This is a genomic window from Pseudohalocynthiibacter sp. F2068 (assembly GCF_023015645.1).
GTDB classification, from domain to species: Bacteria; Pseudomonadota; Alphaproteobacteria; order Rhodobacterales; family Rhodobacteraceae; genus Pseudohalocynthiibacter; species Pseudohalocynthiibacter aestuariivivens.
The window spans coordinates 53,081-77,541 of the sequence record NZ_JALKAK010000007.1 but is presented as its reverse complement, the minus strand read 5'-3'; the positions used below and the strand labels follow the sequence as shown (position 1 = coordinate 77,541).

Sequence of the window (24,461 nt, the reverse complement as noted above, 5' to 3'; positions counted from 1 at the left end):
TTAAAGCAGAGTGTTAAATTGGTTCAAATTCCAACATCGATGATTGCTTTGGCCAGAATAGGCACTGAGTTTTTATTCAGGCCTGCAATGTTTAGCCGACTGTCACCAACCATGTAGATGCCATGATCGCGGCGGAGCGTTTCGACCTGCTCTGGCGTTGCACCAAGGCGCGAGAACATGCCGCGGTGCTGCGCAAGAAAAGCAAAGCGGTCAGAACCAGCGAGTTTTTGAAGCTCTTTCGCAAGCTGTTCACGCAATGCGAGCATTCCAAGGCGAACCTCTTCAAGCTCGGCGCTCCAGTCAGCGCGCAGTGCTTTGTCATCAAGGATCATTGTAACAAGCCGTGCACCATGATCCGGCGGGAAGGAGTAGTTCTGACGGTTCAGAAACGCGAGGTTCCCCTGCGTAACATCCCGCAACGATGCATCCTGTGTCACCACCATTAGAATACCCGTGCGTTCGCGGTAGATACCGAAGTTTTTGGAACAGCTCGCCGCAATCAGGGTCTGGGGCATTTCAGAGGCGACCATACGTAAGCCTGCTGCATCTTCTTCCAGACCGTCACCAAACCCTTGATATGCGATGTCAATAAACGGGATTGCGCCGGTTTCCTGTAGCACGGCGATCACTTCGGCCCATTGTGCGTTGGTCAGGTTTGCACCGGTTGGGTTGTGGCAGCAACCGTGCAATAGCACAACATCGCCTGCGGGAATCTGTGCAAGGTCGGCGAGCATACCCTCAAAATCTACGCCCCGGGAGTCGTTATCGAAATACCGATACTCGCGCATCTTCATCCCAAGATATTTGATGATCGACGGGTGGTTGGGCCATGTTGGGTTTGATATCCAGATAGTGGCATCTGGTGATGCCATCTGGATGAGTTCCAGCGCCTGTCGCACAGCACCAGTTCCACCCGGAGTCGCAGCTGCAGCCACGTTTTCGCGCGCGACTGAGGAACTCAGAACCAGAGAAATCATTGCGTCCTGATACGCAGGCTCACCGGCAAGACCAGTGTACGATTTGGTTGTTTCGGTTTCCCAAAGTTGCTTTTCAGCAGCTTTGATTGCACGCATCACAGGAGTGACACCTTCGGCGTTTTTGTAAACGCCAACACCAAGGTCGATTTTGTCAGAACGCGGATCGTCGCGATACATTTGGACCAGCTGGAGGATTTTATCAGCGGGCTGTTGTTTGAGATTGCTAAGCATATCAGGCCCCCGTTTTTATTTTAAGATCATTGTACATGCCCCATTCCGCCCATGAACCGTCATAGAGCGCGTGGCGACGATGCCCAATACGTTCCAGCGCAAGGCTGAGGATCGCTGCAGTTACACCAGAACCGCAAGTGGTGATTGCTGGCTTGCCAAGGTCGACGCCAGCATTTTCGAAAATGGGTTTCAGTGCATCCACGGATTTCATCGTTCCGTCAGCGTTCAGAACATCCGGGTAGGGAACATTTACCGAATTGGGTATGCGTCCGGAACGAAGGCCCGGACGCGGCTCTTCTTCTTCGCCCCGAAAGCGTGCAGCGCTGCGAGCGTCGACGATTGTATAATCACCCAGTTTCGCTGCTGCGGCGACTTGCGTAACATCTTTGGTCAGATGTGCCTGCCGTTGAACTGTCATATGACGGTCGCGCACGATTGGGGGCAAGTCTTCGACTTCACGTTCTTCGGCGATCCATTTGGGAAGGCCACCATCCAGAACAGCGATGTCTGTTTTGCCCATAAGGCGAAACAACCACCAGACACGTGCCGCGGAAAACAGACCAGAACCATCGTAGGCAACAACCTGATGGCCGTCTCCCACGCCCATTTCGCGCATTCGTGACATGAATTTTTCAATTGGAGGTGCCATATGTGGCAGCTCAGAGCGATGATCACTGATGTCATCGATATCGAAAAACCGTGCACCCGGAATGTGGGCCTCTTCATATTCCGCACGTGGGTTACGCCCAGATTGCGGCATATACCAGGATGCATCAAGAATACGCAGGTCTGGATCTTTCAGATGCTGGGCTAGCCAGTCTGTTGAAACCAGTGTTTTCGGATCATTTTCGGACATTTTTCGCCCCCAGAAGACTCGGTCGATCCTTGCCTACCGAGAGGGACACGCGCTGGCAAGAGGCAGGTGCCTTACCTAAGGGGCAGGCACCTGCAATTTTTCTTATTTTGCCATCATCTTTTTGACGATTCCGACGATTGCCAGCAAAACGCCGCCGCCAACACCGCCGCCAGCAATTTGGCTAACGATTGCGCCAAGGTCCATTCCGCTGCCTGCAGCCGCGTCGGCCATGCCACCTGCGCCAATCATTCCGAGGAGCTGGCCACCAATACCACCGCCCAAGATTCCGGCAATCGAATTCACCAGAGTGCCTTGGTTAAGGTTCTTTAACAGGCCGCCAGCTACGTTGCCGCCGATGGCACCCGATATCAGACTGATCAGGAGTTCCATTTTTGTGTCCTTCTTCCGTCATGGGCCATTAAATTTATACACCAATACCCGGCCCAGATACTTGGCTTAGGCGGAGGATATCAAATTTAATGTTTTTCCGCGAAGGGGAATAATTTGACTGATCTAACCGTTACGTAAAAGACGCTGTTTCTGGCGGCCCCAGTCGCGTTTTGCCTCGGTCGCACGTTTGTCGTGAACCTTTTTACCTTTGGCGATACCGATCTTAAGTTTGACCATACCTTTGTGGTTGAAATACATGACCAGCGGCACAAGGGTCATACCTTGACGCGAAGTTGCTTGCCAAAGTTTTGATAATTCTTTCTTTGAAACCAGAAGTTTACGTTTGCGCCGCTCTTCGTGACCCCAGGTTTTAGCTTGCGCATAAGGGGAAATGTAGCCGTTAATCAGCCAAAGTTCACCGTCTTCAACATTTGCATAACTGTCGGCAATGTTAACCTGACCCGTGCGGGTCGATTTTACCTCGGACCCAAAAAGCACGATGCCACATTCGAGATCATCCTCGATGGCATAGTCATAGCGCGCGCGCCGGTTTTCGGCGATCACCTTATAGTTTGGGTCTGATTTCTTGTTCGACATAATGTCTGTTGCCTACACCGCAGCAAAGAGGGTGTCCATCGGGGACCGACGCAGAAGGTAAGTTGAAATTTAAAAATTATAACCAGTGCCTTTGAATTCTATTTTAGCTGGAAGGCCATTCCGCGATCACGGCGTCTGCTTCTATCTCGATCAACCATTCCGGATTTACAAAGCGTTCAACCGCCATGATTGTATCAACCGGACGCACATCGGCGAAATAATCTTTGCGGACGTCTATGGCAGATTTCCAATCATCAATATTTGTCAGGATAATCCGGGTACGCACAACGTCGTGCATGCCAGACCCCGCCTGTTCAAGCGCAGCCTTAATGATCTCCAGAATACATTTTGTCTGCATCGCGACATCACCGATACCAACGGTTTTCCCGTCGGGACCAACCGGGGCAGTTCCACCAATCGAAATAAATGGGCCAACCCGAACGGCACGAGAGAAGCCCACGATCGCCTCCATCGGGTTTCCGTTGGAAATAAGCTCTCTGTCAAATAGCGCCATGTTGGCCTCCGGTAATGGATTAAGTAGGGGCACGTTAACGGAAAATTTCGTTTTTGCGAAATTAGGCGGCGAACGCCTACTCAATTCAGTTTTCACTTGTCATTTTCGGAGAAACCGATTGCCGCATCGCAACTAAAGATTGAAGAATTGATGCTGACGTATATTTAGAGATGCGGGTTTCTAATTGATCACTTTTGTTAATCGCGAGCCGTTAGTTAGTGAATAATGGAGAAATTTGTAGGCGATGGAGATATTGAGCGAAATCTATCAGGGTGGTTTTTACTTACTCTCGCGCAGGTTCGAGAAAAAGCAGTTTCCGTTTATTGGCGTGGAGGAGGTACTTCCACCTGTTGACGTAGATCTAAACTTACTTGCGGATCAAACTGTGACCTCTCCCGAAATCTTATCCGAAGAATTAAGAAAGCATGATTTTCAGTTAACGCTCGCAGAACTGCAAACCGAATTCGCGGGCCAAAATGGTCTTTTGCTTTTACATGCTTTGCTAATCGCGGTTTTACGCAGACGCGAAGCGCCGGAAAATGCAACGCATCTCTTTCTGCGCCTGTGGCGAGAGCAAGGAACTCGTTTAGCCAAAGACCTGACGATACGATGGAAGATATCCGCAGCGACCACGTTTGCCGACCACGGTAACTCATATGAGCAACGATCACTGGGGATGGGTCTTTCAATCCTATTTGACATGATAAAACTGCACGACAGTGAAAGGCGCCTTACCGGTCAATCAGGTCGCGCCCCATTTAGGCGAAATCCAGAAATACGCCGATTTCCGCTGGCTTTCGGAATGGTGCCATATTCATTTCAGAACGGCGATCTTGATCGCAACATGCTGGCACGCCTCTGGGCGCTCTCTGAGAAAGATGAAGTAATCGCCCCGCTCGCTCGCTCAATGTTGTTTGCTGTTATGACAGATCAGCGATCAATTTTCGCTCGTGCCCAGCGCCTTAAGCCCAAACACGGCAATGAATCTGTCTTGGACCTGATCCCACGCGACGAAGGGTCAAAGTGAATTTTGAATAGAGAAACTCTGGTCGTGCTAGCGACAATTGCAGGGCTTTGCCTGGTTAAACTATCTCAAGAGATGTCTAATTCACTTTTTCGCGTCTCTTCCAGAGTGAACAAACACAGGTATTATTGTTACATTAATTAATCAAATCTGCATGGCGCATTGCGGCGTCGATTTGCGCCTTTGTTTCGTCCAGCAATTCGGTCAGCGGAGAGCGGACTTCGGCGGAGCACAGGCCAAGTTTTGAGAGGCCGTATTTTGCGCCAACAAGGCCGGGCTCTGTGAATATTGCCTGATGCAACGGCATGAGCTGGTCCTGATACTCAAGCGCAGTGGTGAAATCACCGGCAAGCATGGCTGCCTGAAACTCCGCACAAAGGCGCGGCGCAACGTTTGCTGTGACGGAAATACAACCAATACCCCCGTGCGCGTTAAACCCAAGTGCCGAACCATCTTCGGCAGACAATTGGATGAAATCTTTGCCGCAAGTTTCACGTTGTTCAGAAACACGAGTCATGTCCGCCGTGGCGTCCTTCACACCGATAATCCGTGGCAAGCGCGCAAGTTCACCCATCGTTTGGGCTGTCATATCAACGACTGAACGGCCGGGGATGTTATAAATAAAGATCGGCAGGTCGCAGCAATCGTGCAATTCGGTGTAATGCGCGATCAGCCCGCGCTGAGTTGGCTTGTTGTAGTATGGTGTCACGACAAGTGCAGCGTCTGCGCCAACCCTGTGCGCATGGCGCATGAACCGCACGGCTTCGACCGTGTTGTTTGAACCGGCGCCCGCGATAACAGGAACGCGACCAGCGGCTGCTTTTACGACCGTCTCGACAACAATTTCATGCTCTTCATGGGTCAAAGTTGGGCTTTCACCCGTTGTGCCAACCGGGACAAGACCAGTTGAGCCCTCTGCAATATGCCATTCGACCAGCTTCTTAAGCGTATCGAGATCCAGCTGGCCGTCTTTGAACGGCGTTACCAGAGCAGGGAGAGACCCTTTAAACATGATACGCATCCTTTTGCTTGAGGGCTAATCCAGTCAACCCGACGAATTCGCGGCAGACCCTAGCCATATTTGCCCCAAATGCCAAGTTTGTGTGTCGAAGGGAAGGGGGATGCGCTACATTTGTCGAAGGAATCTCAGAATTCGAGCAGGGACTACAGGCTGATGCACCAATTAATTGTTCTACTATTGCTTTTTTGCGTATCCGTCAGCGCTGTTGAAGCGCAGACCACCGAACAAGGCCAAGCTATGGCCAGTGCGATGAAAGAAGTGCGCGATGACAATTGGGATGAAGCCGTAAAACTTGCGCGTCCGGAGGGTCAAGTAGCGCTCGATTTAGTGGAATGGCGCCGCCTTCGTGCCGGAGAAGGCGATTTTACAGATTTCCAAAGGTTCTTAACGCGCCGTTCTGATTGGCCCGGGTTAAAGCGGCTGCGGGCTCGGGGGGAGATATCCATCACTGATGCTATTCCGACAGCTGATGTATTGGCATACTTTGAAGACCATCCTCCTCAGACCGGGAATGGTGCGTTGCAAAGAGGGCGGGCTTTTCGCGAAATTGGTGCGCAGCATGACGCGAACGACGAAGCGGTCATTGCATGGCGAAGCCTTTCAATAGAGCCATCAGCACGCACAGTATTGCTACAAAGATACGGGCATATACTTGGGGCGCATCATGAAGCACGCCTCGACATGTTGCTTTGGCGCGGTTTGGTGAGTGAAGCAAAGGCAATGTTCCCGCTGGTTAGTCCGGGCTGGCGAAAACTGGCCGAGGCGCGATTGGGGTTGCGCGCGGATTCCAACGGCGTTGACGGTTTGATCGCGGCAGTTCCAGCGGCTCTAAGAAATGACCCTGGTCTGGCCTATGAACGGTTCCTGTGGCGCGCAAAAAAGGGGCGTGACGAAGCCGCCATCGAAATTGCTCTGGCGCGAAGTGGAAGCGCAGTCTCGCTTGGCGAGCCAGAACGCTGGGGGCGGTACCGGCGACAGATGGCGCGACAGCTTATGCGCGATGGACAGCCAAGATTGGCATACCGGCTCGCGTCTGCACACCATTTGAGTGAAGGTAGAAATTACGCCGATCTTGAGTGGCTGTCAGGTTTTATAGCGTTAAGAAAACTAGATGAACCAGCGCAAGCCTTAGAGCACTTTCAGAATTTTCAAGCCGCAGTTTTCACACCGATCAGTCTTGGTCGTGCAGGGTATTGGAAGGGCCGCGCAGAAGAGGCGTTGGGCAATACAGAGGCAGCGCAGGCAGCCTATGCTTTTGGCGCGCGATATCAGACGAGCTTTTACGGCCTACTCGCCGCTGAACGGGCTGGCCGGAAAATGGATGCGGGTCTGACCGGAGCGGAGAGTTTTCCGGATTGGAGGAACGCCGACTTCATGCAATCCAGTGTCATTGCGGCGGCTTTGCTGTTGTTGGAAGCTGGTGAGCCAGATCTTGCTAAACGTTTCTTTCTGCATCAGGCGGAATCGCTAAACCGAAGCGAATTGGGCCAATTGGCGGATTTGGCGTTGTCATTGGATGCGCCCCACATCGCGTTGAAAATTGCGAAACAGGCCGCGCAACAGGGGTATATGTTGCCACGATCCTACTACCCGCTTCATCCTTTGCGCAGCGAGGAACTGCCTGTTGCGCCAGAGCTTACGCTCTCAATTGCGCGGCGAGAAAGTGAATTTAATCCGGTAGCAGTCAGCGGTGCGGGTGCTCGGGGTATCATGCAACTAATGCCACGAACGGCGCAGGCAATGACCAGTAAATTGGGCTTGGGGTATAATGGTGATCGTTTGTTGACGGACTGGCGCTACAATTCGCAGCTTGGAAGCGCATATCTCGCGCTACTGATCGAAGAGTTCGGTAAGTCTTATGTGCTGGTTGCTGCGGGCTACAATGCCGGACCATCCAGACCGCGTAAATGGATCGAGCGTTTCGGAGATCCGCGCAATGAAAGCGTGGATGCTGTCGACTGGATTGAACATATCCCGTTTGATGAAACGCGAAATTACGTAATGCGCGTTATGGAATCTCTGCCGGTTTACCGCGCGCGCCTCACGGGTCAGGTTCAGGAACTGACATTGTCGCAGGAATTGCGGCAGTCGCCGTAGGGCTTGGCGCGCCTTTCGCGCCAAAGTGCGAACAAGCCGGCACCAACGACCAGACCCGCTCCGACGATGACATTGAACTCCAGCGTTTCGCCAAAAAGCGTTATGCCGATCATGGTTGCGAAAACCAGTTGCAGGTAGGCAAAAGGCTGCACAGCCCCGGCTTCAGCGACTTCGTAACATTTGATCAGCAACCAATGCCCCAGAACACCTGTAACACAAAGACAGGCCATCCAACCCCAGTCGGTTGCGATCATAGGTTCCCAGAACCACACCCCAATGGATGTCATCGCAACAGAGCCTGCAACACCTGTCCAGAAAAAACTGGTTGCGGCGGTGTCACGTCGCGCGGCATATCGGGTCAGCAACCCGTAGAGAGCAAAAAGAAAAGCAGCGATCAAAGGTATGACGGCTTCTGGTGCAAATACCCTGAAACCAGGTTGCAAGATGATCAGAACCCCAATGAAACCCACGCCAATGGCCGTCCAACGCCGCCAGCCTACCGTCTCACCCAGAACCGGGCCGGACAAGGCGGCGATCAATAGAGGGTAGCTTGTAAAAATGGCGTGGCTTTCGACCAGCCCAAGATAGGTGAAAGCAAGCACCATCACACAGATTTCAACGGCCAGCAGGACCCCGCGAAAAATTTGCAGCACGGGCTGAGTCGTTGCCGCCGCCGCGCGAATACCCCCGGTTTTTCGGCTCGCTATGCTGATCACGAAGGCTGCAAAGAACCAGTAGCGGATCATGACGACCATCAAAACATTATAGGTGTCTGCAAGATGACGCGACAAACCGTCTTGCGCTGCAAAGACAAAGGTTGTCGCAATCATGAGCAGGATGCCAAGACGGGTGTTTGATTGCGTCATGCTTTGGTTTCCATAACGGCGGTTGTCATGTGGCGTTTGCGCCCAAAGCCTGTTTGACGGGTCACTGTAAATCCAGCCTCTGATAAGGCGCGGCGAACGAAACCTGCGGCTGTATAGGTGGCGCATGTGCAGTTTGGTGCTGTATGCTTGGCGACCTGTTGGATCAGAGACTCTTCCCAGAGCTCTGGGTTTTTGACCGGGGAAAACCCATCAAGAAACCAGGCGTCAGCTAAGCCATGCCAAAGGGGTAGCATTTCACGCGCATCGCCAATGCGAATGTCAGCTATAAGATCATCGGTTTCGATGTAGGTTTTGCCCGAACGCCATTGATCAAGGAATGGTCCCGCAATCGCCTGCGCTTCCGGAAACGCAGCAAGCGCTGTTTCGATTTGATCTGCTTCCAGCGGGTAGGCTTCGAATGATGTAAACCGCAGCGGCCCAAAGGTGTCGGACACGCGCCAATCAAGCAGGGCGGTCAGCATGTTGAGCCCAGTGCCGAATCCAAGTTCTGCTATTTGAAAACCGGGGACAAACCGGTCAGGTAATCCGTTTCCTGCCATGAACACATGCCGGGTTTCAGCAAGACCGTTTTCGATGGAAAAATAAGGGTCATCAAATTGCACGGATACCGGAGTTATTCCGTCGCGCCATTCTAACTCTGTCCGCTGGTCTGTCGTCATGGGATGCCCTAAAAGCGCTTAACGAACGGACAATGATGAAATCGGAAAGGTTTGGCAATGGCCGACATAACAGTCGTGGGCGCAGGGATTTTTGGGCTTTCAATTGCCTGGGTCTGCGCAAGCCGTGGCGCAAAGGTGCGGGTTATTGAAAAACATGCAATTGGTGCCGGATCAAGCGGCGGAATCGTTGGGGCATTGGCCCCTCATACGCCGGACAATTGGAACCATAAGAAAGAGTTTCAGTTTCAGAGCCTGACAATGATGCCGGGCTTTTGGAAAGCCGTTGATGATGCCTCAAATCTATTGTCCGGCTACGCCCAGTTAGGCCGGTTGCAATCGTTAGATGATATGAGAGTTCTTAATCTTGCGCAGGAGCGGATATCCTCTGCAAAAGATTTATGGCGAGGTAAAGCGATTTGGCGGGTCGAAGAGGTGGGTGATCGCGGAGATTGGGCGCCTAAAAGCAAAACTGGGATGCTGGCGTTTGACACTTTAAGCGCTCGTATTAACCCCCGTGCCGCAACCCATAGTCTGGCGGCTGCGGTTCAGTCGCTTGGGGTTGAAATTTTGATTGGTGAAGCGCAGCCAAAAGGGCGGGTAATCTGGGCAACTGGTTATCATGGCTTGCTCGACCTGTCGCGCGCGCTTGGTCAGGAGGTTGGTAAAGGGCTGAAAGGCCAGGCGATATTGCTGCGTCATGATGCAGGTGATCAGCCACATTTGTTTGCTGACGGTATCCATATTGTACCGCATGAGAATGGCACTGTTGCTGTCGGCTCAACCAGCGAACGCGAGTTCGAAGATGAAACCAGCACCGACGAACAGCTTGACGACCTTCTTGAACGTGCGCTGAATGCGTTTCCTGTTTTGACTAGGGCAAAGGTAATTGAACGCTGGGCGGGTGTTCGACCACGGGCAAAAACCCGTGCTCCGATGTTGGGGGCGTACCCCGGCCGCGCGGATGAGTACATTGCCAATGGTGGGTTCAAGATAGGGTTGGGAATGGCACCCAAAATCGCAGAGGTAATGGCGGATCTTGTGTTGGAAGGGCGCGACGAAATCCCTGATCCATTCAGGGTTGAAGCCAACCTTTAACTCGCTGTTGCCTGCATACACTGCCGTCCGTCTGGGCCGCGAACCCACATATCTGCACCCTCTTTACAGCACGTCACAGTTTCAAAATGCATGACGGGTGCTGTTGCCCGGAAAGAAAAAGTTTTAAGTGAACCAAGTTCGCGCTCTGCCATATGCATCAGCAACTGCGCCAGCAATGGGCCGTGAACGACGAGGCCATCATAGCCTTCCACTTCACGCGAATAGGTTTCGTCATAATGGATGCGGTGGCCGTTCAAAGTCAGCGCAGAGTAACGAAACAACAAAGTTGAATTGAAACTGTGGTTTTCACGTGTGCCCTCATCCGTTCTTGCAACTGGGGGTATTGGTTTCGGCGCACCCGGATCAGGGTCTTCGCGGTAGACGAGGTCTTGATGTTCTTTAAGGCAAAGCTTGCCATTCTGGTAAACTTCGTGGCGCACGGTGATAAAGGCAAGTGGCCCGCTGCGCCCGTCTTTCAACGCAACATTCTCGATAATGGTGTGTTTATCCGCTGGGGTGCCGATAAGCAAAGGGGATAGAAATTCCATCTGGCCACCGGCCCACATGCGGCGGGGCAGACCCAGATCAGGTATGAAACCCCCAATTTTGATGTGCCCGTCGCGACCAAGCTTTTCGGCTGGCAGCGGGTCCCAGAAATAGATTTGATGCCAGAAGGGCGGAAGTGGATCACCTTCTGCTGGTGCAGGACCGTTCAAGCCAAGTAAAACGTGCAAGGCGGCGGCGCGAGCCGGGTCCAGCGTGCAATGAAGGGTGTGTGATCGTCCAATAGCGTCGTGCATGAAGGCGACGTTAACCGCAGCGGTCAAAAAGGAAAAGATGTGATGGCACCAAAACTAACATCCCTTGATCATCTGGTGCTTACTGTTCGCAACATTGAACAAACCACGGATTTTTATACTGAAGTTCTTGGAATGACGGCGGAGGAGTTTTACCCCAGTGATGGTAGTCGCCGGACTGCGCTGAAGTTTGGCAAACAAAAGATAAACCTGCACCTCGCAGGGGCAGAGTTTGAGCCAAAAGCGCAGGCGCCTGTATCTGGTTCTGCGGACCTGTGCTTTCTAAGTGATGTTCCACTCCCGGAATGGGAGGCGTATTTAACTGCTTCGGGAATACCAATCGAAGATGGCTCAGTCGCACGCAATGGCGCGACAGGGCCCATTCAGTCATTGTATATTCGTGATCCAGACGGGAACCTGATCGAAATTTCGAACAAGGTTTGACACGCTTGATGCAACAGAAATCCCGAACAAGCCCAGATATTCAGATCAGCGTTTAGCGTCTGCATGCAATGCGGCCATCAACTCCGTCAAAGCCTTGATGTAGTGCTTGTTCGTCAGAAGACCGTCATCATTGAATTCGGCTTGTGCGCCAGCAACGCCAACCTCTGGACCGGTTAGCAATCTTGGTCGAAACGGGTTCATTGCCAGACGCAGAGAATATTGCGCACGCGCTCCACCTGCACGACCGGCAGCGGCTGAAATGATCGCGACAGGTTTATTTTTCCAAGGTGCGCCATCGGTGCGGCTGACCCAGTCGAGCGCATTTTTCAAAACTCCGGAAAGGGCCTGATTGTATTCTGGTGTCGAAATGATTACTGCATCAGCGTTTGCAATCTGTTCTGCGAGTGTTTGAGCGGGTACAGGAACACCGCTGGCGCTTTCAAGGTCGCCATCGTAGAGCGGCATTTGTAGGTCCGCCTCAATGAAATCACCATCGAACAACCGCGCTGCTTCGCGGATCAGTTTTCGGTTAAAAGAGTCTTTGCGAAGAGAGCCGGAAATTCCTAGCAATGTTGGTTTCGACATGAGTCACCTTTTAAATCAGTTACACATTAGATGATCAGCAAACCAAAATGACGCAATACCTGCCTGCGCACAGGCTGTGCATGATCGATGCACAGCGCCTGCTAGACCATCCCTCGTTATGGAAACGTCGAGAAAGGAGCGGTTTGCAATTTGGCTCTAAAATTCCACCCCAATCTGGGCTTTGACGCCGGATCGGAACGGGTGCTTGATAAGTTCCATTTCCGTTACCAGATCAGCGATTTCGATCAGCTCTTCCTTTGCATTTCGCCCTGTCAGAACCACATGAGTCATTTCAGGTTTTTCCGCCTTCAAAAACTCAACGACATCATTGATGTCGATGTAGTCGTAGCGTAGCGCAATGTTGATTTCGTCAAGCAGAACCATCTTGTTGGCTGGGTCGCGGATCAGTTCTTTTGCCTTTTCCCAGGCGGCTGCCGCCATTTCGATGTCGCGGCTTTTGTCTTGGGTTTCCCAGGTAAAGCCTTCGCCCATCGTGTAGAATTCGCAGGCATCGGAAAACTTGTTAAGGATCAGATCACGTTCGCCAGTCGACATCCCACCCTTGATAAACTGCACGACGGCACATTTCATGTCGTGGGCGATGCAGCGAAAGATCATGCCGAACGCTGCAGAGGATTTACCTTTGCCCTTACCGGTGTGCACGATGATCAGACCTTTCTTGTCGGTCTTGGTTGCCATGATCTTATCGCGCGCGGCCTTCTTCTTGGCCATTTTCATCGAGTGGCGGTCAAGGTCTTCTGGTTTGACGTCGGTCATTCTGCGTTTCCATTTAATGAGGTCGTTTGATACTTTGGCAAATCATCCGTGATATGCAACCACTCAACAGGCTCTTTGTAGTGAACGTGAAATTTTGGTTTGAAATCTGCGGGATCATCAAGTGTTGTCGCATAGAAGTGAATTTCACCCGGAAAGCGTTCCGCTTCATAAGCCATGGGTGTTCCACATTTCGCGCAAAAATGCCGGGTAACATCGGCAAAAGATTTATAGGTTGCAGGGGGTGTCCCAAGCCACCTGTAGTGTTCATTTGCTACACCAAAGAAAGCCGCAACAGGTGCTGCGCAATTTCTGCGGCAACTTTCACAGTGGCAAAAGCCAGACCACAGGGGTTTGCGCTCAAACTTGAACTTGGCAGCACCGCATAGGCATCTTCCAGAACCACTCATTATTCTCTCCTGCGCGGGGTAAGAGTTAGTTTCCATTATAGGCGCAAAAAACGGCATTTGAATTTGTTTAAATTTGCGATGTGCGCGGCAAGATTGGTTTTCTTGTGGCTGTAATGATGACACAGTTTTCATGCCCCGAGGGTGCCTTTGATCGGTTTTTGCAACGTGTATGAGGTTGCGTTTTGATATCCGGGATGCGCCGTTTCCCCGACGATGCCAAAGCCCATGGCTGCAAAGGCTGCGTGGTTTTCAACAAGTTCGACGCGGCTTTCAAGCTCCAGTTTCGATTTGCCTAAATCTCTGGCTCGATTCTCGGCTAGTGTGACAAGAGCACGGGCCAGCCCTTTGTTTCTCGAACTCTCGTTAACTGCGAGTTTTCCAAGATATAGCGTGTCGGGTTTGACGGTTAAAAAGATGCATGCAATTGGGGCGTCATTTTGCTCGATCACCCAGATTTCATTCTGTTCAGCGTGTTCTGCAATGTTTTTAAGTGATAGCAGGTGCATTGATGAGGGTGGATCAATGCGCCCTTCCATATAGGCAAATGATGTCTGAATTAGCTGCAGCAATGCCGCGTGATCCTCGCCCGGTTTAACGCGACGTGGTGTCATTGGGCAAGCTCTGCCAGCAATGCGCGTGCTGAGTTTGATCGCGGCGTCCAAAGCCCCCGGTCAATCGCCTCATTCAACCTTTGTGCCATTTCCCGCAGTGCGGGTTCATTGTGTTCAGCAATAAATGTGCGCGTGTCCTCGTCTTCCAGAAAAGCGGTGTGGACAAGGTCAAAATGATGGCCTTTCACCGCGCCGGTCGTTGCGGCAAAGGCAAAGAGGTAATCAACAGTCGCCGCCATTTCAAAAGCGCCTTTGTAGCCGTGGCGCTTGACCCCGTTGATCCATTTCGGGTTCACCACACGCGAACGGACAACGCGCCCAATCTCATCTTCCAGCGTTCGAATAACAGGGCGTTCCGGGCGCGAATGGTCATTGTGGTAGATCGGCCTTTCTTTGCCCTGAAGCGTGCTGACAGCAGCGGCGGCGCCGCCTTCGAACTGATAATAATCGTCACTATCCAGAAGGTCGTGTTCGCGGTTGTCCTGATTTTGAACAATGGCTTCGGTCTGGGACAGACGGGTCTCAAATGCTTCCCGCGCACGCGTACCTTCGGCATTCTTGCCATAGGCGTAGCTGCCCCATTCAAGATAAGCCTCGGCAAGATCAGCTTTACCTGCCCAAAGTCGCTCGTCAATCATGGCTTGCAAGCCAGCACCATAAGACCCGGGTTTGGACCCGAACACGCGATGATGCGCTTCTGGCCCTTCAGTGCGGGCACGTGCGGCGGCTGGGTTCAAATCTTCGAGTTCATCAAGCTCCATAACTGCGCGGGCCGCAGAATCAACCAGGGCAATAAGCTGCGGAAACGCATCACGAAAGAAACCGGAGACTCGCAAAGTTACATCCACACGTGGACGGCCAAGCACGCCTTGGGGTAAAATTTCAAAACCTGTAACGCGGCGGTTTGAACTGTCCCATTTCGGTTTTACGCCCATCAGTGCAAGGCATTGTGCGATGTCGTCACCACCTGTCCGCATATTGGCGGTACCCCAGGCGGTCAGCAACATGGTGCGCGGCCAGTCGCCATGCGTTTGCAAGTGCTTTTCAATCAGAAGATTTGCAGATTTCCAGCCTAACGCCCAAGCGGTTGGCGTCGGTACGGCGCGACTGTCGACAGAGAAAAAGTTCCGCCCGGTCGGCAGTACATCCAAACGCCCACGGGTTGGCGCACCGGAAGGGGCCGGGGCGACAAACTGGCCTTGAAGCGCGGTCAGAAGCCCCGCGCCTTCGTTCTGTCCGCAGGCGCGGAGTGCGGGCAAAACAACGGCGTGGATTTCTTCCATCAACAGAATGGTGTGTTTCCATTTTGGGTCGGGTTTTGTGCCATCAAGCAGGCAACAGCAAAGCTCCTCCAGCCGCTCGACCGTGTCGCCGGCCGTTCGCCAAGGGTCTGCTGACATTGCCTTTAGCACTTTGGGGTGCGAGCCGGACCATGCGTGCGACATGGCGCAATCCAACGGGTCAAATGCCTGCTCAACTCCGCCACTTGATGGAACACTCACTGCGTTGAACCCCAGATCAGCAGACAAAGCCCGGAGCAGCGAGGCATTTGCCCCTTCACCATCCCCGCGCGGAACGCGGACGAGGGCAAGGGTCAGATCGCGTTCTAACCGACCCTCTGGAGAGGTGCCAAAAACATGCAAACCGTCACGAATCTGCGCCTCTTTCAATTCGCAAAGATAGGCATCGAGCTTTGCCAGATCTGTGTCTTCATCTTCGCCCTTCATGCCAACGTCGGCATCGATCCCGGTTGTAGAGGTAAGCGACAGTATCTCGCGTCTCAGGTGTCTAATGCGGCGCGGGTCAACGCCTGCGGCTTCATAGTATTCATCAACCAGTGCTTCCAGATCGCGCAACGGCCCATAGGTTTCAGCGCGGGTCAGTGGTGGCGTCAGATGGTCTATAATCACCGCTTGCGAGCGACGCTTGGCTTGTGTGCCTTCACCGGGGTCGTTCACGATGAAGGGGTATATATGCGGCATCGGTCCAAGGACAGCCTCGGGCAGGCACGTATCAGACAATGCCAGTGCCTTGCCCGGCAACCATTCAAGGTTGCCATGTTTGCCCATATGCACAATCGCATCAGCCCTGAAACTGTGGCGTAGCCAGAAATAAAACGCGAGGTAATTATGCGGCGGGACAAGGTCCGGGGAATGGTAGGTGTCGGTCGGGTCAATGTTGTAGCCACGCGCAGGTTGAAGGCCGACAACAACATTGCCAAAGGTCAGAATAGACAATTTGAAGCGCCCGCAATCAACCTCACCGAGTTCAAAAAACGGATCAGCCTCTGGCTTGCCCCAACGTTCCTCAATCCTCTCGCGCAGTTCCCAAGGCAACGTACCGTAGGAAATCTGATAGTCAGCCATCGATAGATCGACGCCGCCCTGCCTTTCGGCCCTGTCGGTCAGCCAATTTGTTGGGCCAGCCAGTATAGCCTGCATTAAGGCGTCACTGTCTGCAGGGAGATTGCGCAGACTATAGCCACTTTCCTGTAGTAGATTCAGCACGTGAACGGTTGCAGCCGGGGTATCAAGCCCAACACCATTTGCAAGGCGGCCGTCCTTGTTCGGATAGTTCGCAAGAACGAGCGCGACACGGCGCTCAGCATCAGGCTTTCCACGAAGATTCGCCCAGTTCTTGGCAAGCTCTGCAACAAATTCCACCCGATCGCCGCGCGCGCGGTATGTTGCTATCGGGCATTCGGTGGCTTCGTCAAAATAGGCCTCACCCTTGAAACTGATCGCACGCGACAGAACCCGCCCGTCGACCTCGGGTAGGGCGACATTCATCGCGATGTCGCGGCCGGAAAGACCGGTCAGGCCGGTTTCCCACGCTTCTTCAGACGAGGCCGCAAGAACGACCTGAAACACAGTACTGCCGTTTGCGGCGGCCATCTGAAGCGGATTTGCAGCACCTTGAAGGTGTTCCCCCTGATGAGGGGAGCCCACCGCGAAAGAGGTACAGTTCAGGATGACCGAGGGAGGTGCAGCCTTGAACAGGCTTTCAAGCGTAGCAACTGAAACCGGGTCTTTCAGGGACGCGACAAAGATTGGCAGCGGGTTCAGCCCCTGACGCAAAAGCGCCTTCACCATGCGGTTGATCGGATGCAACCCAGCACCCTGCACCAAAGCACGGTAAAAGATCAGCGGCACAACCGGGGCGTTTTCAGTCCAAGATTCTTGTGCAGATGAAAGGTCCTCAACTCCGGAGCCGGGCCAGTAAACACCAGCCCGCAGCAACGGACTTGCGCTTGCCGGCTTTTCGCCGCCGTCCAGCATCGATTTCGTATAGCGTAGCAGGTTACTGGCATTATCTGGCCCGCCCTCGACAAGGTAGGCCCATAGCGCGTCATAATCTTCACGATTGACCGTCGATAACCTCCACAAGTCTTCGTCGGGTTTGTCGTCACCCGGAAGTGCAGCAAAAGGCACACCAGCGTCGTGCAAATGGGCTGCGTATTGTTCCAGCCCATATTTCCAGTAGCCCGCACCACCCAGCACCCGGGCAACGACGATACGGGACTTTGTCGCACATGCCTCGATGTGCAGATCGACAGACATCGGGTGCTGTAAATGCGTCAGATTGGCGAGCCGAAGGCTTGGTGCATCTGCCAGTTCAGACCGAGCTTCAGACAGCGCAGCCAATTCCGTGTCAGCCGCAGAGATAAACACAACATCGGCCGGGGTTTGGCCCAGGTCGAAGGGTTCATTCCCGTCGTCAATAGCACCGGGGGTGGCTGCAAGAAGGTGCATCAGAGCGCGTCTTTCGCTTGCATAGTTGTCAGCAGTGCTGCACTTGTTCGCGATGCACGGCGGATCAGGAGTGTCAGGCAATGGCCTATTCGAACCAGAAGAACAGCGCCTTCAATAAAAAAGGCCCGCGCTTTCAGGATGCAAACGCGCCAGGTGGGCGTAACAATCCATTTGGCGGCGCGAAAGCCAAGAAGCCCGCAACTAAACCTGCAAAGTCTGCCGCTGGAAAAAAGCAGGCTCAGGACGGTGCTGATACTTAAAGTTAAAATTTTCACAGCGGTTTTTCCATAAACAGGCTGTTCGGATCATCCGGGTAATCCCCGAAAGGACCGCGGCGGATAAAGCCAAACCCTTCGTACATTTTATGCGCAGAATGCAGCTTTCCCCCCGTTTCAAGCCTTAACAGTGGAAGGTCTTCTTTGTGGGCTTCCTCTTCAATCCGCTTCAAAAGCCTGATACCCAGACCGGAGCCGCGCGCAGCGGGGTCGACAAACATGGATTTTACTTCTCCATAGCCATCCCTTAGAGCCAGCGCACCGCAGCCAAGAACAGAACCGTCAACCTTGGCAACGAAGAACCGGATGTCATCTGTGCACAGAGCATCAACCGACAGATAGTGGTTCGACTCCGCCGGGAAAAGCGATTGCATCAGCGCGTGGCTCGCCTGAAGCAAAGCAGTGGCTGCCGCGTCGCGCGGATTACCCAACTCGACCGTGGTCGCCTCGCTGCTCATGCAACCAATGCAGCTTTGATAGCGCCGCGATCAAGGCCAGACTGACCAATGACCACAAGCCGTGTTTCACGGGTTTGGTTGCCGAAAGGTTGATCGAAATAGGTGTCGATGCGGGGGCCTACAGCCTGCAATGTAAGGCGCATCGGTTTTCCGCTGACGGCTGCGAAACCCTTGAGCCGCAAAATGTCATGGTCCCGGATCACCTGTGCGACCTGCTCTGCAAATCGTGCGGGATCGGCGATTTCCTCTCGGGTTACGACAAAGCTCTCAAACTCGTCATGATCATGGTCGTCATGATCCTCGTCGTCGTGGTCATGATGGTGATGGTGTACTTCGTGACGCGATTCCAGATCAGCCTCAGCACCGATGCCTTGACCAAGCAGGACATCGACAGGCAACTCACCCATGGTGGATTTTACCACCTGAACACCTGCACGGGACTCGCTGCGCAGTTTGGAAACCAAAGCATCCGCTTCGTCGGCACCAAGCAGATCTGATTTGTTGACCACAATCATATCGGCGCAGGCAATCTGATCTTCAAACAGTTCAGAAAGCGGCGTTTCATGATCCAGGTTTTCATCCAGCTTGCGCTGGGCATCGACAGCGGCAACATTATGCGCGAAACGCCCCTCACTCACGGCCTTGCCATCAACCACAGTCACAACGCCATCAACTGTCACACGCGTCGAAATTTCAGGCCAGTTAAAAGCGCGGACCAAAGGCTGGGGCAGTGCCAAACCGGAGGTCTCAATCACGATGTGATCAGGCGCATTTTCGCGGGCGAGCAGTTTTTCCATCGTCGGGATGAAATCTTCGGCCACGGTGCAGCAGATGCAACCGTTTGATAGTTCCATGATGTCATCTTCGGAACAGGTTTCATCACCACAGCCGCGCAGGATGTCACCATCAACACCAAGATCGCCAAATTCATTGATTATAAGTGCAATGCGCTTTCCTTCTGCGTTTTGCAGCATGTGGCGGATCAATGTGGTTTTGCCAGCGCCAAGAAAACCTGTCACGACGGTTGCGGGAATTTTGCCAGCCATTGGGGCAGCTCCTGTAAAAATTCGAAACGGCGGCACAGGATGTGCCGCCGATGTTTTTAGTCGGTTTGGCGATGCCAGAAATACCCGGCGACGCCACCTAGAACAACCCAGGCAATCATCATAACGAACAACGTGCGCGACACAAACAATGCCGAGAGTTCGGGTGGGGCAACACCCGCGTAATACGGAAGGTGCGGCGCACCGATGATATGCGGGGCAGCAAGCAAAGCAGCGCCGATCACGATGTAAACCAGCCCACGGCCAAAGACGACAAAGGCGATGCCCGTAATCGTTGTCACAACTGTGGTCATCCACCAATACTGACGCAGAACAACATTGTCTGCGGGTGTGCCCGGCAATTCAGGATAAAGCCCCGCTGCCGGGGCAAGCTGAACGGCGATAAACCCGGCAAGTCCCCAGACCATTCCGCTGTGAAATGTGACTTGATGTCCAAACTGAGCGGCAAGCGCAAAGCCAGCCACCAAAATCAAACCAAACCCTGAGAAGACGACCATGTTCATAAAGAATGTGGTGGCATGGCGCGCCATCAGGTTTTCTTCTTCCTCAGCTACTTCGGCTGCCTCTTCTTCGGGCGCAACAATATTGCCTTCGGAATCTTCAACCACAACCAAAACACCCTCAAAATGTGTTTTGGCGCCAGTCTCATATTCCTCGCCTTCAAGAAGAAGAGGTGTGACAAGCCAAAATTGCAGCAGGACGGCGATCAGCCCTGCTGCAAATCCAGCGAACACCGCGCTGGAAAGCAATTTTAGCGTCATAGTTTAGTGGCAGGGAAACGCGATTGCGTGGCGCGTGTCATGGGCGGTGTCGTGAAACACGGTAGCCTGCGCAAAACCTGCAAAGAAAATCAGGAACACACCAGCAAGAGCTGTAGAAACGATTGGCAGAAGGCCAGTGTCAGCTTTTGCAGCGGTTTGGGTCATGGTTGTCATAGTTCGTTCTCCTGTATCTGTCACACCCGACAGAAAGATTTCAGTTCCATGCCTGGCTGGTCTCCTGGCTTGCGGATGATCACGCTTACGTCGCCTTCCCGAGAAAAATCCCAGTGGCATATGACGCGCGCTACCGCATACAGTCGCGGGGGCGGCTGTGGCTTCGGGTCCCGGATTGGGTCGCCCATACCACATTCCCAATTGATCCCCAGACGCTTTGCGTCCGGTGGGGAACCATGCATGTCACCATGTGCGTCTTTTCCGGGCTTTCGGTCAAGTGCGATTCCGACGCGCAATGTGAAAATTGCGGCACGTTATTTTGAACCCAATGCGCGAAAAGCCGCGATATCTTGTGGATAAGTAGCGCTATCTGCCTAGATGATGGGGTTGAGCGTTGACAGCGCGGCATTGCAGCCGAAAGATTAACGAATAACGAGAATCACAGGTAATAGCCCCTTTTGCGTTTTTCAAAGCTCAGACTGAACGGATTTAAAAGTTTTGTTGACCCGACCGATCTGGTGATCGCCGACGGGCTGACAGGTGTTGTCGGGCCGAACGGTTGTGGCAAGTCTAATCTATTGGAAGCGTTGCGTTGGGTCATGGGGGAAAATCGGCCAACCGCCATGCGGGGCGGCGGCATGGAAGATGTGATCTTTGCCGGGGCCGCCACACGACCGGCGCGCAACTTTGCTGAAGTGTTGCTGCAAATCGATAACAGTGATCGTCTGGCACCCGCGGGCTTTAATGATCTTGATACCCTGGAAATTGTACGCCGGATTACACGCGATGCAGGCTCAGCCTATAAGGCGAACGCCAAGGACGTCAGGGCACGTGATGTGCAGATGCTGTTTGCTGATGCATCTACCGGCGCGCACTCACCCGCGCTCGTTCGGCAGGGTATGATTTCTGAACTGATCAACGCAAAGCCTAAGTCGCGACGCCGAATTCTTGAAGAAGCTGCAGGTATATCAGGCCTCTATCAACGGCGACACGAGGCGGAGCTCAAGCTAAATGGAGCGGAAGCGAATCTGGTGCGTGTTGACGATGTGATTGAGCAACTCGCCACCCAGCTTGCACAGCTCGCAAGGCAGGCACGGCAAGCAGCGCGCTATCGCACCATCGGTGACGAACTGCGGAACGCAGAAGGATTGCTTTTGTATCGTCGGTGGAAAGAAGCCGAAGATCAACGCTTGCGGGCCGACGAAGATCTGACTGAACGCACCAAGGCAGCCGCACAGGCAGAAGGGGCAGCGAGGCAAGCGGCAAAGACCCGTGCTTCGGCAGAGGAAACACTGCCTCCGTTGCGCGAAGAAGAGGCAATTGCCGCCGCTGTTTTGCAGCGACTTCAGGTTCAGCGCGATACACTCAGCGATCAGGAAGCGCGCGCTTTACAAACCATTGAAACCCTTAAAGCAAGAATTGAACAACTTACGCATGATATAGAGCGTGAGACCGGTCTCAACAAAGATGCGGGCGAAACAATAGAGCGTCTCGACTGGGAACAAGCTCAACTTGCAAAATCAGGTGAAGGGCACGAAGCGAGACTTGTGGCCGCCACTGATGAGGCAAGCAATGCAGCAAGGATTTTGCAGGAACGCGAAGGTGCGCTTGGCCAAATGACCGAAGATGTGGCGCGACTCGCAGCACGACATCAGTCCGCGCATCGCTTGCTGGAAGATTATAAAACAACGCTGACCAAAAACGAAAATGAGGCAGAACGCGCTCGAGGAGCCGTATCCGGTGCAAAAACTGCGCTGGCTGCAGCGACACAAGATTATGCCCGTGCCGAAACCGCGCAGAAACAGGCTGCCGACGCCTCTGAAGCTGCAGAACTGGCGCTGGTAAACGCAGACGACGCCCGGTCTGAGGCGCAGGCGCGTGAAGCGGATGCAAGGGCAGAACGGTCCGAGGCCGAAGGTGAGGCCAACGCTCTTCGGGCAGAGGTTTCTGCACTGGCCAAGCTTGTTGAACGGGATACAGCCGAAGGCGGGCAGGTGCTTGATTCTATGCGGGTTGAGTCGGGTTATGAAAAGGCACTGGGCGCATCACTGGCGGATGATCTGCGTGCACCAGAAGTTGGGCCAGAGGCCGCGTCAGGGTGGGCGGTTTTACCTGCCTACAATCAGGCACAGACCTTACCCGAGGGCGTGAAAGCGCTGACCAACCATGTTAGCGTTCCCGAGGTTCTTGCGCGTCGGATGGGGCAGGTCGGGCTTGTTGATGCGGCGGATGGCCGACGTCTTCAGGGCGAACTGAAACCAGGTCAACGATTGGTCAGCATTGAGGGGGACCTCTGGCGCTGGGATGGGTTTCGTGCCGGTGCAGAAGATGCCCCAAGTGCTGCCGCATTGCGCCTGCAACAGCTCAATCGTTTGGTCGAATTGAAACGCGATCTGGAAGAAGTAAGCGCGCGTGCAGAGGGGGCAAGCCGTGCGCATGAGCATTTGACACAAGAACTCGTCGCGCTGACACACGCTGACCAGCAGGCTCGTGAAGCCCGCCGCGATGCTGATCGCGCAGTGACAGAAGCAAACCGCGCCCTTTCGCGCGCCGAAGCAGACCAAAGCATTTCCCAGGGCAAGCTTGAATCGTTAGGCCTCGCAGTCACGCGTTATGAAGAAGAAGCGATGATCGCACGCAAATCTGTGGGTGAGGCCGAAAAGGCCGTTACAGAATTGGGTGATCTGGAAACCGCCCGCGCAGAAGTTGAAGACGTCAAAATGACTGTTGAGGCCGCGCGTATGACGATGATGGCAAGGCGATCAGAGCAAGATGAACTGCGCCGCGAAGGCGAAGCACGCGTGAAGCGCAGCCAGGAAATCACGAAAGAGGTCAGCGGCTGGCGGCACCGGTTGCAAACCGCCGAGAAACGCATTGGCGAACTTGAAACCCGCCGTGCCGAGTCCGAGGTGGAGTTGAAAGCGGCTTCTGAAGCGCCACAGGAGATTGCGGCAAAGCGGTCTGAACTGACCGATGCAATTGATGTAGCGGAACAACGCCGCAAAGATGCCACTGACACATTGGCCGAAGGAGAAAACGCATTGCGCGCAGCGGTCGAAGCGGAACGTGAATCAGAGCGCGCGGCAAGCGAGGCCAGAGAGATGCGGGCCCGCGCTGAAGCCCGCGCCGAGGCCGCACGTGAAACCGTGTCTTACGCAGAAGAACGCATTGCGGAGGAGCAAGAGACAACGCCGGGGCAGCTCTTGGAAGCTCTGGGTACTGACCCGGACAAAATAACCTCTTCGGAGGCAATCGAAGCGGATGTTAACCGTTTGAAGCGCCAACGTGATGCCTTGGGCGCGGTCAATTTGCGTGCCGAAGAAGACGCCAAAGAAATTCAGGAAGAACATGACACCTTGCTGACGGAAAAGATTGACCTTGAAGAGGCAATCAAAGCACTACGCTCTGGCATCGCGAACCTTAACCGTGAAGGCCGCGAACGTCTTTTGACGGCTTTTGAGCAGGTGAACAGTAACTTCTCGATGCTGTTCAAGCACCTGTTCGGGGGCGGTGAGGCGAAGCTTGTTTTGGTTGAATCCGATGACCCGCTGGAAGCCGGGCTAGAAATTATGTGCCAGCCCCCGGGCAAAAAATTAAGCACCTTGTCGCTCTTGTCTGGCGGCGAGCAAACACTGACAGCACTGGCGTTGATCTTCGCGGTGTTCCTGGCGAATCCAGCACCTATTTGTGTTCTGGACGAGGTGGACGCCCCGCTGGATGACGCGAATGTTACGCGGTTTTGCGATTTGCTGGATGAAATGACTCGGCGTACGGATACGCGATTTCTGATTATTACGCACCATGCTGTTACAATGGCGCGTATGGACAGATTGTTCGGAGTTACCATGTCAGAACAAGGTGTTAGTCAGCTTGTAAGCGTCGATTTGAAGAAGGCGGAAACGCTGGTTGCTTAGTCATCTAGCGTTCAATCTGGACTTATATTATTATTTGTCTGGATGATGAAATTGGTCCAGTTTGCTGCTGATAATGGACTATGATCAGACCATG

At 53.5% G+C, this 24,461-nt stretch carries 24 protein-coding genes and 1 riboswitch; of the genes, 6 read left to right on the top strand and 18 right to left on the bottom strand.

The features are described from left to right. Window positions 1–23: 23 nt before the first annotated feature. From MWU63_RS09995 to MWU63_RS09975, 5 genes are all read right to left on the bottom strand, one after another. Entirely contained in the window at window positions 24–1,208 is a 1,185-nt protein-coding gene (locus tag MWU63_RS09995) for an amino acid aminotransferase (protein WP_213887109.1), read from the bottom strand. A 1-nt stretch (window position 1,209) separates the two neighbouring features. Continuing rightward, complete coding sequence (sseA, locus tag MWU63_RS09990) at window positions 1,210–2,064, bottom strand: 3-mercaptopyruvate sulfurtransferase (protein WP_213887110.1); 855 nt, start codon at window positions 2,062–2,064, stop codon at window positions 1,210–1,212. 102 nt (window positions 2,065–2,166) lie between these two features. Further along, window positions 2,167–2,454 (bottom strand): hypothetical protein, encoded by a 288-nt coding sequence (locus MWU63_RS09985; RefSeq protein ID WP_247077760.1) that lies wholly within the window; start codon window positions 2,452–2,454, stop codon window positions 2,167–2,169. Between the two features lie 123 nt (window positions 2,455–2,577). Further along, entirely contained in the window at window positions 2,578–3,051 is a 474-nt protein-coding gene (smpB, locus tag MWU63_RS09980) for an SsrA-binding protein SmpB (RefSeq protein WP_213887112.1), read from the bottom strand. 103 nt (window positions 3,052–3,154) lie between these two features. Continuing rightward, entirely contained in the window at window positions 3,155–3,565 is a 411-nt protein-coding gene (locus MWU63_RS09975; protein WP_246531552.1) for a RidA family protein, read from the bottom strand. A 244-nt stretch (window positions 3,566–3,809) separates the two neighbouring features. Here MWU63_RS09975 and MWU63_RS09970 point away from each other — a divergent pair, with 244 nt between their 5' ends. Further along, on the top strand, window positions 3,810–4,592 hold the full coding sequence (locus MWU63_RS09970) for a hypothetical protein (RefSeq protein ID WP_213887113.1): 783 nt from the start codon (window positions 3,810–3,812) through the stop codon (window positions 4,590–4,592). A 133-nt stretch (window positions 4,593–4,725) separates the two neighbouring features. Here MWU63_RS09970 and dapA read toward each other — a convergent pair whose 3' ends face one another. Continuing rightward, window positions 4,726–5,601, bottom strand: a complete 876-nt coding sequence (gene dapA, locus MWU63_RS09965) for a 4-hydroxy-tetrahydrodipicolinate synthase (protein WP_213887114.1) — start codon at window positions 5,599–5,601, stop codon at window positions 4,726–4,728. Between the two features lie 162 nt (window positions 5,602–5,763). On the opposite strand from dapA, the gene MWU63_RS09960 reads away from it, so the two are divergent. Further along, complete coding sequence (locus MWU63_RS09960) at window positions 5,764–7,707, top strand: lytic transglycosylase domain-containing protein (RefSeq protein WP_213887115.1); 1,944 nt, start codon at window positions 5,764–5,766, stop codon at window positions 7,705–7,707. Here MWU63_RS09960 and MWU63_RS09955 read toward each other — a convergent pair. Both MWU63_RS09955 and mnmD read right to left on the bottom strand, forming a co-directional pair. Continuing rightward, window positions 7,665–8,573: a DMT family transporter gene (locus MWU63_RS09955; protein WP_213887116.1), complete on the bottom strand. Its 909-nt coding sequence runs from the start codon at window positions 8,571–8,573 to the stop codon at window positions 7,665–7,667. The genes MWU63_RS09960 and MWU63_RS09955 overlap by 43 nt on opposite strands. Further along, window positions 8,570–9,253, bottom strand: a complete 684-nt coding sequence (mnmD, locus tag MWU63_RS09950) for a tRNA (5-methylaminomethyl-2-thiouridine)(34)-methyltransferase MnmD (RefSeq protein WP_213887117.1) — start codon at window positions 9,251–9,253, stop codon at window positions 8,570–8,572. Before mnmD ends, MWU63_RS09955 begins: the two co-directional genes overlap by 4 nt. Window positions 9,254–9,310: 57 nt before the next feature. Here mnmD and MWU63_RS09945 point away from each other — a divergent pair, with 57 nt between their 5' ends. Beyond that, the gene (locus tag MWU63_RS09945; protein ID WP_247077758.1) at window positions 9,311–10,348 is read left to right on the top strand and encodes an FAD-binding oxidoreductase; all 1,038 of its coding nucleotides are present in this window, start codon (window positions 9,311–9,313) and stop codon (window positions 10,346–10,348) included. Here MWU63_RS09945 and MWU63_RS09940 read toward each other — a convergent pair. After that, on the bottom strand, window positions 10,345–11,148 hold the full coding sequence (locus MWU63_RS09940; RefSeq protein WP_213887119.1) for an acyl dehydratase: 804 nt from the start codon (window positions 11,146–11,148) through the stop codon (window positions 10,345–10,347). The two genes, MWU63_RS09945 and MWU63_RS09940, sit on opposite strands and share 4 nt — an antisense overlap. 42 nt (window positions 11,149–11,190) lie before the next feature. On the opposite strand from MWU63_RS09940, the gene MWU63_RS09935 reads away from it, so the two are divergent. After that, window positions 11,191–11,589, top strand: coding sequence for a VOC family protein (locus MWU63_RS09935; protein WP_213887120.1), 399 nt, complete (start codon window positions 11,191–11,193; stop codon window positions 11,587–11,589). Between the two features lie 45 nt (window positions 11,590–11,634). Here MWU63_RS09935 and MWU63_RS09930 read toward each other — a convergent pair whose 3' ends face one another. The 5 genes from MWU63_RS09930 to cobN all read right to left on the bottom strand — a co-directional run bounded on the left by MWU63_RS09930 (window position 11,635) and on the right by cobN (window position 17,721). After that, entirely contained in the window at window positions 11,635–12,174 is a 540-nt protein-coding gene (locus MWU63_RS09930) for an NAD(P)H-dependent oxidoreductase (protein ID WP_213887121.1), read from the bottom strand. A gap of 156 nt (window positions 12,175–12,330) precedes the next feature. Next, window positions 12,331–12,951 (bottom strand): cob(I)yrinic acid a,c-diamide adenosyltransferase, encoded by a 621-nt coding sequence (gene cobO, locus MWU63_RS09925; RefSeq protein WP_213887122.1) that lies wholly within the window; start codon window positions 12,949–12,951, stop codon window positions 12,331–12,333. After that, window positions 12,948–13,490, bottom strand: a complete 543-nt coding sequence (locus MWU63_RS09920) for a GFA family protein (RefSeq protein WP_247077750.1) — start codon at window positions 13,488–13,490, stop codon at window positions 12,948–12,950. The genes cobO and MWU63_RS09920 overlap by 4 nt, the downstream gene beginning before the upstream one ends. Continuing rightward, window positions 13,487–13,969: a GNAT family N-acetyltransferase gene (locus MWU63_RS09915; protein WP_247077748.1), complete on the bottom strand. Its 483-nt coding sequence runs from the start codon at window positions 13,967–13,969 to the stop codon at window positions 13,487–13,489. The genes MWU63_RS09920 and MWU63_RS09915 overlap by 4 nt, the downstream gene beginning before the upstream one ends. Next, entirely contained in the window at window positions 13,966–17,721 is a 3,756-nt protein-coding gene (cobN, locus tag MWU63_RS09910; RefSeq protein WP_247077746.1) for a cobaltochelatase subunit CobN, read from the bottom strand. The genes MWU63_RS09915 and cobN overlap by 4 nt, the downstream gene beginning before the upstream one ends. Window positions 17,722–17,801: 80 nt before the next feature. On the opposite strand from cobN, the gene MWU63_RS09905 reads away from it, so the two are divergent. Then, on the top strand, window positions 17,802–17,981 hold the full coding sequence (locus MWU63_RS09905; protein ID WP_213887126.1) for a hypothetical protein: 180 nt from the start codon (window positions 17,802–17,804) through the stop codon (window positions 17,979–17,981). Between the two features lie 11 nt (window positions 17,982–17,992). On the opposite strand, the gene MWU63_RS09900 is transcribed toward MWU63_RS09905, so the two are convergent. Genes MWU63_RS09900 through MWU63_RS09885 form a run of 4 tightly spaced genes read right to left on the bottom strand, consistent with a single transcriptional unit; the run spans window position 17,993 to window position 20,453 of the window. Beyond that, window positions 17,993–18,454 (bottom strand): GNAT family N-acetyltransferase, encoded by a 462-nt coding sequence (locus MWU63_RS09900; protein ID WP_213887127.1) that lies wholly within the window; start codon window positions 18,452–18,454, stop codon window positions 17,993–17,995. Continuing rightward, window positions 18,451–19,500 (bottom strand): cobalamin biosynthesis protein CobW, encoded by a 1,050-nt coding sequence (gene cobW / locus MWU63_RS09895; protein ID WP_213887128.1) that lies wholly within the window; start codon window positions 19,498–19,500, stop codon window positions 18,451–18,453. The genes MWU63_RS09900 and cobW overlap by 4 nt, the downstream gene beginning before the upstream one ends. A gap of 56 nt (window positions 19,501–19,556) precedes the next feature. After that, window positions 19,557–20,279, bottom strand: coding sequence for a CbtA family protein (locus MWU63_RS09890; RefSeq protein ID WP_247077744.1), 723 nt, complete (start codon window positions 20,277–20,279; stop codon window positions 19,557–19,559). A 3-nt stretch (window positions 20,280–20,282) separates the two neighbouring features. Further along, entirely contained in the window at window positions 20,283–20,453 is a 171-nt protein-coding gene (locus tag MWU63_RS09885; protein WP_213887130.1) for a CbtB domain-containing protein, read from the bottom strand. Window positions 20,454–20,489: 36 nt separating this feature from the next. Further along, window positions 20,490–20,707, bottom strand: a riboswitch (cobalamin riboswitch). Window positions 20,708–20,911: 204 nt separating this feature from the next. On the opposite strand from MWU63_RS09885, the gene smc reads away from it, so the two are divergent. Next, window positions 20,912–24,367, top strand: coding sequence for a chromosome segregation protein SMC (smc, locus tag MWU63_RS09880; RefSeq protein ID WP_247077742.1), 3,456 nt, complete (start codon window positions 20,912–20,914; stop codon window positions 24,365–24,367). The last annotated feature ends 94 nt before the right edge of the window (window positions 24,368–24,461 follow it).